Consider the following 12,213-nt stretch of genomic DNA (forward strand, 5'->3'; position numbering starts at 1 on the left):
GCCCGTATTCTCTCACGTCTTCATTGCGGTGAGAACGCATCTAATGGGGAGAATTTAATGAAGCCCTCGATCACTCTTAGCAAATACGACTTTTTCAACATCAGCAAAACGTTCTGCGAAATGCACTGTCATATCCGCTTTTACTGACTCTGGCAGCTCTTCAAAATCCCGGCGGTTCGCTTCCGGCAATATCACCTCATTGATCTTGCTCCGTTTCGCCGCAATGATTTTTTCGCGGATACCGCCAACGGGGAGCACTTGCCCTGTCAATGTCAGCTCACCGGTCATGGCCAATTGACGCTGTACTGGCTCTCCCCGGGCCAAAGACATCAAGGCCGTGGCCATGGTAATGCCTGCACTTGGGCCGTCTTTTGGGGTCGCCCCTTCTGGCACGTGCAAATGCACCAAGCATTTATCAAAGAACTCCTCGTTACGCTGGTAGCTTTTTGCATGGGACAATACATAGGAGTAGGCAATCTCTGCCGACTCCTTCATCACCTCTCCGAGCTTGCCTGTCAGCTTAAGACCGCGGCTCAACTCATGCACTCGGTTTGCTTCCACTGGCAAGGTTGCACCTCCCATAGAGGTCCAGGCCAAACCAGTGACCACACCCACTCCACGCAAGGTTTTCTCTGCGCGGAAATACGGCATCCCTAGGAAGGCTTCTACATCTTTCACCCCTACATTGATGCTGTCTTTTTCACCAGTCATCAGCTGCACCACCGCCTTACGCAGGATTTTCTGTAATAACTTATCCAGGCCACGGACACCCGCTTCACGGGCATAGGATTCAATAATGTGCTTTAACGCCGCATCAGTGATGTTCAACTGTTTCTTCAACAGCTTGTTGCGCTTCAAAAGCTTAGGCCACAAGTGCTGTTTGGCTATGGCCAATTTCTCTTCTGCGATATAGCCGGACAAGCGGATCACATCCATACGGTCCAAAAGCGGTGCCGGAATGGTATCCAGCTGGTTCGCAGTACAGACAAACAGTGCCTTAGATAAGTCCACACGCATGTCCAAATAGTGGTCAAGAAACTCGCTGTTTTGCTCAGGATCTAAGGCCTCTAGCAAGGCTGAAGCAGGATCACCTTGGAACGAAGAGCCGATCTTATCGATCTCATCCAACATGATCACTGGGTTTTCTACTTCCACGTCTTTTAATGCCTGTACAAATTTACCAGGCAAGGCACCAATATAGGTTCGGCGATGGCCTTTGATCTCAGACTCATCGCGCATTCCCCCAAGGCTGAAGCGGTAAAACTGCCGATTCAGAGACTCAGCAATGGATTTACCGATAGAGGTTTTACCGACCCCTGGTGGGCCCACAAGTAACAAAATAGAACCGCCCATTTCCCCTCGATGAGCGCCCAACGCTAGGAATTCAGTAATGCGGTCTTTCACATCCCCTAGCCCCGAGTGATGACTTCCTAGCACCTCTCGAGCTTTGGCAATATCAAGATTATCATCGGAGTGAACGCCCCAGGGAATAGACGTTGCCCAGTCCAGATAATTGCGCGTCACGCCGTATTCCGGTGAACCCACCTCTAGGATGCTCAGCTTTTGCAATTCTTCATCAATCTTCTTCTGGGCGGCTTCTGGTACTGTCTTGCCTTCTAGACGCGCTTCAAACATATCAATGTCTGTGGTGCGGTCGTCTTTTGAAATCCCTAACTCTTTCTGAATAACCTTGAGCTGCTCCTTTAGGAAAAACTCCCTTTGGTGCTTGCTGATCTTGTCATTCACTTCCGCACTGATCTCGTTTTGCAAACGGGCGATCTCAAGCTCTTTGCGCAGCAACATGAGCGACGAGCTTAAGCGAGGCACCACTGCAGTCGTTGCCAACACATCATAAAGCTCTTGCGGCTCAGCAGAGGTAATTGACGCTGCAAAGTCCGCCAGTAAACCAGGCTCATTAAAAGAAAAGCGCCCAAGGTACTGACGCAGATCTTCGCTAAACAAAGGATTCAGGCGAATCAGCTCTTTGATAGCATCCAAGATTGCAATGGAGTATGCCTTCGACTCGTCGTCTTTTACCTTAGAATCATTTACATAACGAACACGGGCACGGTATGGGGCAGTGTCGTCTAACCACTCAACGACCTCAATCCGTTTCAAACCTTGAGCAAGGAAGGTCACCTTATCGCCTTGCTTTTCAACACGATGAATGCGCGCCACACAGCCAATTTGATTAAAAGTATCCACATGCGGAGCGCCCTTTCCGGTTCGCTCAGCATAAATAAGCCCAACCACCGCTTGAGGCTGATCGGAAATATCTTCTAAGGTGGATTCCCAAGGATCGGCATCCACCATGACAGGCTGCACCTGTGCAGGGAAAAATGGACGACTGGAAACCGGTAAAATATGAAGGATTTCGGGCAAGACATCATCAAGCAATGCCAAACCACGGGGATCGCTGATAGTGACTTCCTCACCATCAATTGTGTCTTCTACAGGGTCAATGTACTTCTCTTCGTCACTCATAAGTCTCTATCTCAGCAAATCAGACTGATTAAAGTCAGTTTCGGAATGTTAAAACTTATGTAGTGTCAATTGGCAGAATTACAATACAAAAGGAGCAAGGTGCAGGGTTGCTCCTTTTTTATTGGAGAAATATGAAAGGTATCTCTGTACCACTAACGCAGCGCTAAAAACGACCCCGCACCGACCATCAAGCCACCAGCGCCACGATTCAAAAACTTCATGGAACGAGCGGACTTCATATAACGACGGGCTTGTGCTGCCCCTAAGGAGATAGTCGTCAAAGCCAACATTAACGCCACAAAGGTCAAGCCCGAGGCGATGACAATATCGCTACCACGTAACGCCGTAATGTCCATAAAAGTGGGCAAAAATGCGATGTAAAACAAAATCACTTTAGGGTTAGATGAGGAAATCAAAAAGCCCTGCAGCGCCGCGCTCCACCCTTGCTTACGGGACGACGCCTCATCCTCAACCATGGGCGTTACGGGAGACGTCCACATTTTCCAGCCCAAATAGAGTAAGTAGGCGGCACCAATATAACGGATCGCCACAAACAAGGTTTCCCATTGCTCAGCAATCGCAGCCAAGCCAAAGCAAGCCATGATCAGATATAAAATATCCCCACACACCATACCAATGGACAGCGGCAAAGTGCGGCGCACACCATTACTTAAACTTTTAGCCAATACTGCAAAAGTGCCTGGTCCCGGTGTGATCCCGAACACTAAGATAGCGATAAAAAAGGTGATACCACTTTCTAAACTCATAAGGATTCCTCAATGCCGCAGGTGACTAACACCATCCGCGTCACAAACTGTTTTGCGTCGTCGAAGTCATCTTCCGATAACTCGTCTTTACCTAATAAAATCTTAACCTGCGCCCCAAAATCCGCATAGGTTTGTGTAAGCGCCCACATACTAATAAATAAATGCTCAACCGACACAGACTTCATTAACCCCTGTGCAGCCCAAGCTTCAATAATGGCCTGCTCTTTCTTTAACTCTTCTACGAAAAACCGACGTAAATACTCCAACACAAAGGGCTCTTCACCGATTAATGCCATGGCAAATACTTTCGATGCACTGGGACGCAAGCGAGACTGGTCTATCTTTTCACTGATGTAACGGGTCAGGTTCGCCTTTGGGCCGTCCTCTTGATTAAAGCGACTGACCGACTCTAGCCATGCTTGCATGATACGCTCAAGCACCGCCTCTAACAGATCTTTTTTTGAGCGATAATAATAGTGAATATTCGCTTTAGGCAGCCCCGCCTCATCAGCGATAGCTTGTGTGGTCGTTTTCGCTAACCCTTGGCGTGCAAACACCTGCTCAGCCGTCTCTAAAATAAGAGCCTGGTTTTGAGCACGAATATGAGTTTTAAGCTGATCTTTAGGGCGTTTAGGGGATTCGGACAAAGGTGCCTCGGCTAACATCTGTTTAAACATCGCACAAGATTAATGAACTAAAACTGCGCGTTAATTTGCGTATATTAGCATTTTATAGGGTGGCCTAGAAGAAAATAGAAGTGAGATTGCGGGAGGTTTAGACATAAAAATGGGGAGCAAAGCAACTTTGTTGCGATTCTCAAGACATTGAAACTAAAAGACTTTTCTATCCATAGTTTTCAGAGTGTCCATTTAGTGTCCATCTGATTTAAACGGATTAAATTTTACAGCGTCCTGCAGGTGATCTGGAGCAAGGTGGGCATAACGCATGGTCATGGAAATGTCAGAGTGTCCAAGTATTCTTTGTAGTGCCAAAATATTGCCTCCATTGATTATAAAATGGCTGGCAAACGTATGACGTAGAACGTGTGTGTTCTGCCCTCTTGGTAACTCAATTCCTGTTTCCGCTATTGTCTTACGAAAGCACACCCGACAATTGTCGAACAACTCATAGGGGCGCTCTTTCGCTCTAGCTCTAAGCAATTTGTACAAATCGCGATCTATCGGAATGGTTCTATTTTTGCCGCCCTTGGTATCCGTAAAAGTCACCTTGTTATTGATAATACGGCTGGCAGTTAAACCCTCCGCTTCCCCCCAACGAGCTCCAGTCGAAAGACAAACACGGGCAACCAGTTCCGTTTCTGGTTTATAGCTGTCACGTAGTGCCACCAATAAATCATCAATTTGAGAACGCGTTAGGTAGTGCATCTCGGTGTCTTTTTGCTTTAACGCAGTGACCTTTTTAAGCGGGTTTTCGTAGTCGATTTCCCCCAGGTCATTCAAGCCGTTATAGACACTGATCAGATAATGAAACTCACGGTTAACAGTAGACGGGGCTGTACCCGAGGCAATACGCTGGGAGCGATACTGACTAAATTGGCTAGGCTTCAATTCTGAGGCTATAGGGTCGCCCATAGCCTCAGCAACACGTTGTATTTTCCTTAAACGGGGTTCGTTATACCGCAAGTGCTGACCTAAATGCTGATACCAAATAGCAATGATCTCAGAAAGGGTACGCCGATCGGCTGGACGAGGTTGCCACGGTTTACCTGTTGCCACCAATTGCGCTTCTACAAACTTTTGGTAACGCTCGGCTTCCGCCTTGGTTTTGCACGTCTTGCGGTAGCGTTTGCCATTCGCTCCCCCTGCCCTAAAGTCTACTTTCCAGCCGTCCTTTGTTTGCTTAATCGACACCTCCCACCTCCATGTCAAATGTGGGAATAGACTGTTCTGGGGACTCAGGCATATCTATTAGTATTTTTGGAATTCGCTTCCCGTAAACAGGAACAGAAAACCAATAAAGTTCAACACTAGCGTGGCGAGACACACCTATATTATCTCGATAATGAATCCAGCATTTTTTGAACATTGGGATTTTCCCCTGATCCTCAACATCCAAATAATAAGCGAACTCAGTCTTTATTTTCACTGACTCGCCTTTCTCCAATATCTGCACAACCTCTGAACAGCAATATCCTTGCGAGTTTTTTATATAGATATCGGTTGATGTAGAGCCGATATTTTTAAACGAGAAAGCAATACATGTTTGATTCTCATGTTCGTACTTGTGCCCAAAAGCTTGAATGAAATTTGGCTGATTAGCACTAAACACACCTAATCGTTCCTCTTGATACATTGCCCTTGTGAGTTCAAGAGATTCTCGAGTTAACTCTAGATTAATCTTAGTCTCTAAAGCTTGCCTATTATTATTGGCCGATTGGTTCAAATAACCAATAATCAGCCAAACAAAGACTCCTGTAGATGTAATTCCTGAAAGATAAGATCCTATATCTTGAATCTTCACGCCTTTAATTTCAGTGCCTATTGTGAATGGAATTGAAATATACAATACGAGAATAGCCATGCTTATAACAGCCATGAAGCCTACAAAGTTGGCAATCAATCTTTCATTCTTAAGATACCAATTCAAATCTTTCTCTTTTGGAAAAAAGAAGAAGAACAATTTTATAAATTTCATACTCAAACTTCCTGTATAAACTATTTAAACTATCTTTCTACCGAACCAAACAACACGGCCAATAATCGTTAATCGGTCTAAGTCATGCTTTGATATTTCAATGCTCATGTGATGATGATTATCACTGGTTACCGCTACACGACCATCTAGCAGCTTTTGTACTCGCTTAACAAATAATTCACCCTCGTAGTTGATGACATATATCCCACCGTCACTGCCTACGATATTTTGTGTTCGGTCAATAAGTAGAGAATCGCCATTAGTGATAGTCGGCTCCATTGAGTCGCCACGCGCATAGATACCAATCAGGTCATTGGAATTAATTCCCTCCCGCGCTAACCACTCACGACTTAGTGTTAGATGTTGCTCAATTGCCTCTGCTTCGACCAATGAGCCGCCGCCCGCGCTGGCTTGAATAGCGTATTGCGGCACTGAGTAATGCTTTGCTGTGCTTCCTGACTCCATCATTTCTCCTTTTCCTGTTAACAGCCACTCAAGTGAAACCCCCTTTTCTAAAGCCGTTGTACAAACTTCCTTATAGGGAATGACGTTTCGATTTTTCCAATTTTTCACGCCACTAGCGCTCACACCTAATGCCTCACATAGCTGAGTGTTGCTTTCAGCATTATGAACCTGTCTCAACCTTTCAATCACATCAATAGAATTATTCATTCAAAAAAGCCCTTTGGTTTATTTTTAACCTTTACTTTTGGTAATTTGAAACCTAACATCTCAATCAAAGCTAATATGAAACCCAAAAGTAGCTATAACGACCACAAACGTACAAGTTAAGGAGTGTAGACCAATGTCTATAGATTCAAAAGAGCCAAAAAAGGTGTCATTCGTACAAATTGAGTCTGAAGGGACTCAAGTTGTATTTGGATTACCGCCATATATGAGCGCTAAAAACTGGGCTCTCTTGGTTGGTGATAAAACAGAGGGAGCTGTAAAGAAGGATCTGCAAACAGGTGCAATTGCTCGTTATCAACCTGTGGAAGGTGGACGAGTATATGTGAATGTACTCAAAGAAATGCAACGCGCTGAAACCGCACCAGATTTCTAGGAGCTAACAATGGACGTTACTTACGAACAAATCTGCATTGACTGCAACTGGAAAGGCTCTGAATCAGAACTGCATTTTCTGGACGGGTGGAACGTCTGCCCAGAGTGCCACCAGCCTGAATTCCTCATGACTGGCGAAGACCTAGATGCCGAGCCATGGGACGAGCTAGCGCCGTTTTAAAGGGGGACGTAATGACCCCTTTAGAACTTAGCCGCTCCCAACTTGCAGCCTTTATGACCACCCGACCACCGCAAAACCTGTTTTATCACTTATTACACGCTATGAAGGAAGAAAAAGCCGTGATCAATCAAGAAGCCGAAAACCGCTTTTTTAACATGCTCGAAGCAGCTCCCGAGCTAAAGCAATACTGGGACGCTGACGAACGTATGCCCAAAATGAGGTCTATCCAAACAGTGCTACACAACCGCCCCAAAGAAGACGGCGTTTTATTGCGCTTCTTCGGTTCTGTCTGGTTTGGTAACTCTGACATGTTCGACTTTGATTTTATGCACGCTATGAAGTGCATGAATGATCGAGAGCTTAAAATTGTGCGCCGCTGGATGGCCGCACCGTTCTGGCCGTAGGGGGTGACTATGTTTACACCTACTGCTCATTGTGTCGTTTGGCGTAATGAACTGTTATCAGGTTTAAGCCCTCAAGATGTGGGCTTTTTACGCTCGCGTCTTGACGAGTTAGACCAGACAAAAGGCTATGTAGCTTCTAATACATGGCTACGTGGTGCCATTGATCGTGTAAAGCTCATTAGCAAACTTGAAAAAACAGGGATGCGTAACATTGTGCTACGTGAAGCAGACCGCCGTCAGAAGCGTGAAAACCAACAAGCGGCTATGGATTGGTTACGCGGTGTGGTGGATCGTTTGTACTTCTGTGACGAGTGGATTACCGACTTAACAGGCGACAAGCTCACGGCATGGGCAAAAGAGAAAAGCCGCCGTTTTGAAATGTCAGCTAAAGCCTTTTTGGTCCGTCAAAATACACACTTCTTTGAGTTCGTTAAAAGCGAGGCTGAAACAGTTAATGCACTGTTTGACAAATGGCATGATGACGACAAAGTACAGGCTCTTATGCTTCGAATGTTTACCCCTGAGTGGTGGATACGCCAAGCTAAACGCCATTACCGCGCCGTGGAGAATATCCGTCGTGAATGCGGTGAGGTCTCCAATCAAGAGTCCCCGTATGTTTCCCGCTGGGGTATTCATCGCCACCGCAAACAGAAACAAGCGAACCGCGCTTTTCTGGAAAGCTGGGAGGCTACTAACCAATACGGCCAAAGCTTTCTGCTTTCAGACCTTGCCAGTAAAAGCGTTTCTAACCCAATTCACAACAAGGCAGAATTGAGCGTCAGGGTTAAGGGCGTTCAATTCTTGGCGGTTGAACATGGGCATATAGGCTGGTTTTTAACGCTTACATGCCCGTCCAAGTATCACCCAGTACATAAGAAATCAGGCCACCGTAACCGCAAGTTTTATGACTTCGGTTGCCCTTCCCCACGGGATGCCCAGCAATACCTAAACGGCCAATGGAAAAAGATCAGGGCGGCGTGTGCTCGTGAGTCTATCCACTTCTACGGTTTACGCGCTGTAGAGCCACACCATGACGGCACCCCCCATTGGCACATGATCCTATTTGTTCACCCGAAACAAAGTAAGCGCATGCTAGCGATTATGGAAAAGTACGCTTATGAAGTGGACGGTAACGAAAAAGGCGCGGATCACAGCCGTTTTGATAAGAAATTCTTAGACCCAGCAAAAGGCGGCGCGGCTTCTTACGTTGCCAAATACATTGCTAAGAACATAGACGGCTTAGACGCTAATGGTGAGTGTGTCGGCATTGATAAGGACACAGGATGCACCTTTGTCGATGCCGCCGAACGTGTACAGGCTTGGAAAAGCCGCCACGGTATCCGCCAGTTTCAATTTTTGGGCGGTGTCTCTGTGACCGTATGGCGTGAAATCCGCCGTTTGAAAGACTCTCTACCAGAAACGTTTATCGACATTTACCAAGCCGCCATTGGTAACGATTGGAAGCGTTTTACTGAATTGATGGGCGGCGTGTCGGCTGGCCGTAACCAAACCCTCAAACCTTTCTACAACAACCAAGAGCTAAACCAGTTTGGCGAGCCTAAGCAGTGCATAGAAGGCTTGTTTCAAGCGTCTAGCGCTGAGCTAGTCATTACACGCCTGTACGAGTGGACAGTGCAGCGTATTGGCTCTGGCTCTTTGGCTTTAGGAGCGGCGAAGCCGTTCCCTAGAAATCGTGTCAATAACTGTACGGGGGGCGGAATCGCCCCGAATTCTCCCCCCGTTTATCACTAAAGGAAACCAATGAATGACTAAGCAAATGACCAGAATGGAAAAAATCGAAAAAGGGCTCAACAAGCTGGGCAACAACTTCACCACGGCGGATACGCTGGGGGCCTTTTCTATGGGTAAGAAAATCGAATTAGCAGAAGAATCCAGCCGCCTAGCCTATGCGGTGCTGTCTGCTGTCGTGGATGAATTAAAGGAGATTAAAGCTAATGGCCAGTAAAGCGGAAGTAATCGGTGAAATCGTTTGTGAGTGTGGGCGTTGTGCCTACGTGGAACAAACCAAGCGTAAGGGTGATTTTTTACAGGTGCGTTGTAGTGCCTGTGGTGTGGATCAACGTACTGGGAAGACTATCCAGACACGTTGGAAAAGCACCATGAAACCTGTCGGACACTATCACGATAGTAAAACCGTAGCGCCTTATGGGGCCGAGACGGTAGAGCCAGTTGCAGAGACTAAAACGGACACTATCGGGAATAGTACCGATACACTCAAAGTTACACTGCCAGAACCCGCCGCAAAGCCAGCAATCACACGCCGCGAGACTATCAAGCCACGAACACAAACTAATGGAACAAGCACCCTCTTAGGTTTAGGTGTCTTCGTAGTATTCGCGGGTGTATCGGTGTTGGGTTCAGAACTACTAAAAGCTACTAAGGGGTAAGCATGAAAGACGAATTTGAAACGCAGACAGATGAACTATTAGAAGATCAAAACAGTGTATTCGAGGGGGAAAGTGACCCTGACGAGGGGTTATCTCTTGATGCATTAATCAGTGACGCACAGGAAGAAGCAGAACAGGAAGCCGCTCCCAGTGCTGAGGAAGAAGCTGAAAACCACGAACGGGCGGAACGCCTCGCGGCTCGCTTCAATAATATGCTGTGGTGGGGCCTGTCTAAAGCCTATCCACTGGCTGAAGTAGAAGACGAGAAAATAGAAGCGGGGGCGGCGGCGCTGGTTCCACTGGCTGAAAAGTACGGTGACTCTATGCCGTCATGGGTGGATGACTTCATGGAAAAGCCCGAAATCAAAGCGGGGCTGTATGTTGGATCGGCAATCATGGCGGCGCGTGCTTCGCACTTATTGGAAGCCACTAAACAACAAGAAGACACAGAAACCGAAAAAGGGGGCGCACTTGGCAACTAACGCAGATACAAGCTTGCCGAACCGTCACCGCTTTATCACCGCCATTACGGGTGGTGGTAAAACACAGGCCATTAAGAACCTTGTGAAGAACTCAAAACGAGCGGTGTTTTGGGACCCTGATAATGATCACACCTGCAAGCACTACAACGACAAGCAAGCATTTCTCATGGCCCTAAAAGCGGTCATGGCAAAAGGTGGGCGGATTGGTTGGAACGGTGACGATGATGAAGTCACGTTTGAATGGTTCATGATGTGTATGTGGGCGGCGTTGGATGGCTCTAAGCCGCTTGATATTGTGATCGAGGAAGCGGCGGACGTGGGCCTAAAACAATCTATGCCCAAGTGGACGGGCAAAATGTGGCGGCGCTCTCGTAAGTATGGCGGCATTCTGACCGTTGGCACCCAGCGGGTTCAGGAAGTGCCTAAATCTTTCATTACCCAAGCGGGGGAAACTTATATCGGTATCCAACGGGCTAATGACCAGCACTATATTAAACGCCAAACAGGACTGGCACCGGAAAAAATGGGGGCACTTGATCCCCTCAACTTCTACAAAGTCGTCAAAGACACCTTCAAAAAAGTGACGTTCAAGTACATTGGCTAGGCGAAAAGCGCACTTTTTCAACGAATTTCATACTATCCATACTATAGCGATACTATCGGCGGGTTGACCGCCATAGTATCTCGCCCTCTATCGTTCCCCCTGCAAAACGCAAACAAACAACCTTTCATACACAAGGGGAACAAATGAACCAAACATTAGAAAAGGTCAAAAGCTCTGTTGACTGGAAAACCGTCGTTTCTGTCGGTGTCGGTCTGGCGGCTTTTGGTGTCGCCGTCTATGCGGTGAAGAAATCAGGCAAGACTGGTAAAAAAGTCGCGTCTGTCGTTACAGGGGGTTAATCCATGCGTCATTTGTACGAAGAATTAAACCCGTTTTCAGGTGAGCTAACAAAAGGCAAACGCCTGTCTTTGACGTTGCCAGCGAACACAGTTTTTCGCTCGTTCCTGATCTTCACCAACATTGATCCGCAATTCATTGAAGCGGTAGAGCTGGCAAACGGTTCTGACGTGCCGATTCCATTGTCTGCTGACGAACTGTTAATGATGGAACGCCACCACAAGCGCCCAACGGTTAAAGGGGTTATCCCTTTTCATGTTGCCGATGTTCGTGCCCGTACGCTGCCAGGTCAAGACTCACTAGAGCGTCCAAGCGGCCCGAATGATGCTCATGAATTGCGTGTTCGTCTTTCCACTGGATTGCCTGCAAGCAATGGCTACTACCTTTATGCACGTGCCTTGTTTGCTTCACCTATCACGGTTTTGCGTGATGGTAATGGCATGCCTATTCGTGGTGTCGATGGTTCTATCAGCATGGGCCAACGTGTGCGAACCAATGAGCGCCGCTTTGAACGTCACACCATCAACAACGTGAGTAAGGGTGTCATTGTTTACGACAAACTGCCCCGCGGCCCAAAACTGCGCGCACTCTACATCAAGGGCAATGTGTCCAAGATCGAAATGGAAGCCCGTAAAGGCGGCACCGTGGTGAAACGTATGGAGCTAGACCGCGAAACCTTGGAATACATCCAAGTCGCGGAACAAGACCTAGCACCTCAAGAGGGTTACTTCATCTTCAACCCAGTTGGTTCGGGCTTTATGTCTGACGAGATGATGACGGCGTACGACTCGTTGCAATTCAAATTGCACCACGAATCAGATAACCAAACCATCGACATCCTAGCGGACATTAACGCCTCGTTGGCGTAA

The 12,213-nt window shown here is 47.2% G+C and carries 16 protein-coding genes; 10 read left to right on the plus strand and 6 right to left on the minus strand.

Annotated features, from left to right (window positions below):
- Window positions 1–54 precede the first annotated feature (54 nt).
- The 6 genes from lon to ACFQ45_RS13080 form a co-directional block, all read right to left on the minus strand.
- Window positions 55–2,484 (minus strand): endopeptidase La, encoded by a 2,430-nt coding sequence (gene lon / locus ACFQ45_RS13055; protein ID WP_377368385.1) that lies wholly within the window; start codon window positions 2,482–2,484, stop codon window positions 55–57.
- 152 nt (window positions 2,485–2,636) lie between these two features.
- Entirely contained in the window at window positions 2,637–3,251 is a 615-nt protein-coding gene (locus ACFQ45_RS13060) for a LysE family translocator (protein ID WP_377368387.1), read from the minus strand.
- Complete coding sequence (locus ACFQ45_RS13065; RefSeq protein ID WP_377368388.1) at window positions 3,248–3,928, minus strand: TetR/AcrR family transcriptional regulator; 681 nt, start codon at window positions 3,926–3,928, stop codon at window positions 3,248–3,250. Before ACFQ45_RS13065 ends, ACFQ45_RS13060 begins: the two co-directional genes overlap by 4 nt.
- 192 nt (window positions 3,929–4,120) lie before the next feature.
- Window positions 4,121–5,122 carry a phage integrase gene (locus ACFQ45_RS13070; protein WP_377368390.1) on the minus strand — a complete coding sequence of 334 codons (1,002 nt, stop codon included), beginning with the start codon at window positions 5,120–5,122 and terminating at the stop codon, window positions 4,121–4,123.
- The gene (locus ACFQ45_RS13075) at window positions 5,112–5,906 is read right to left on the minus strand and encodes a hypothetical protein (RefSeq protein WP_377368392.1); all 795 of its coding nucleotides are present in this window, start codon (window positions 5,904–5,906) and stop codon (window positions 5,112–5,114) included. The genes ACFQ45_RS13070 and ACFQ45_RS13075 overlap by 11 nt, the downstream gene beginning before the upstream one ends.
- 24 nt (window positions 5,907–5,930) lie before the next feature.
- Entirely contained in the window at window positions 5,931–6,578 is a 648-nt protein-coding gene (locus tag ACFQ45_RS13080) for a LexA family transcriptional regulator (protein WP_377368394.1), read from the minus strand.
- A gap of 133 nt (window positions 6,579–6,711) precedes the next feature.
- Here ACFQ45_RS13080 and ACFQ45_RS13085 point away from each other — a divergent pair, with 133 nt between their 5' ends.
- From ACFQ45_RS13085 to ACFQ45_RS13130, 10 genes are all read left to right on the plus strand, one after another.
- On the plus strand, window positions 6,712–6,969 hold the full coding sequence (locus ACFQ45_RS13085; protein WP_377368396.1) for a hypothetical protein: 258 nt from the start codon (window positions 6,712–6,714) through the stop codon (window positions 6,967–6,969).
- A 9-nt stretch (window positions 6,970–6,978) separates the two neighbouring features.
- Window positions 6,979–7,149 (plus strand): hypothetical protein, encoded by a 171-nt coding sequence (locus ACFQ45_RS13090; RefSeq protein WP_377368398.1) that lies wholly within the window; start codon window positions 6,979–6,981, stop codon window positions 7,147–7,149.
- Window positions 7,150–7,160: 11 nt separating this feature from the next.
- Entirely contained in the window at window positions 7,161–7,553 is a 393-nt protein-coding gene (locus ACFQ45_RS13095; RefSeq protein ID WP_377368400.1) for a hypothetical protein, read from the plus strand.
- A gap of 9 nt (window positions 7,554–7,562) precedes the next feature.
- Entirely contained in the window at window positions 7,563–9,305 is a 1,743-nt protein-coding gene (locus tag ACFQ45_RS13100) for a replication endonuclease (RefSeq protein WP_377368402.1), read from the plus strand.
- A gap of 13 nt (window positions 9,306–9,318) precedes the next feature.
- Entirely contained in the window at window positions 9,319–9,519 is a 201-nt protein-coding gene (locus ACFQ45_RS13105; RefSeq protein WP_377368403.1) for a hypothetical protein, read from the plus strand.
- Window positions 9,509–9,961 (plus strand): hypothetical protein, encoded by a 453-nt coding sequence (locus ACFQ45_RS13110; RefSeq protein ID WP_377368405.1) that lies wholly within the window; start codon window positions 9,509–9,511, stop codon window positions 9,959–9,961. Before ACFQ45_RS13105 ends, ACFQ45_RS13110 begins: the two co-directional genes overlap by 11 nt.
- 2 nt (window positions 9,962–9,963) lie before the next feature.
- A complete protein-coding gene (locus tag ACFQ45_RS13115; protein WP_377368407.1) occupies window positions 9,964–10,443 on the plus strand; it encodes a hypothetical protein in 480 nt (159 codons plus the stop codon).
- Window positions 10,433–11,047 carry a hypothetical protein gene (locus ACFQ45_RS13120; RefSeq protein WP_377368409.1) on the plus strand — a complete coding sequence of 205 codons (615 nt, stop codon included), beginning with the start codon at window positions 10,433–10,435 and terminating at the stop codon, window positions 11,045–11,047. The genes ACFQ45_RS13115 and ACFQ45_RS13120 overlap by 11 nt, the downstream gene beginning before the upstream one ends.
- Before the next feature lie 143 nt (window positions 11,048–11,190).
- Window positions 11,191–11,346: a hypothetical protein gene (locus ACFQ45_RS13125; protein WP_377368411.1), complete on the plus strand. Its 156-nt coding sequence runs from the start codon at window positions 11,191–11,193 to the stop codon at window positions 11,344–11,346.
- Window positions 11,347–11,349: 3 nt separating this feature from the next.
- Window positions 11,350–12,213: a hypothetical protein gene (locus tag ACFQ45_RS13130; protein ID WP_377368413.1), complete on the plus strand. Its 864-nt coding sequence runs from the start codon at window positions 11,350–11,352 to the stop codon at window positions 12,211–12,213.

The organism is Rhodanobacter aciditrophus, from assembly GCF_042679525.1.
Classification (GTDB): Bacteria; Pseudomonadota; Gammaproteobacteria; order Pseudomonadales; family Marinomonadaceae; genus Marinomonas; species Marinomonas aciditrophus.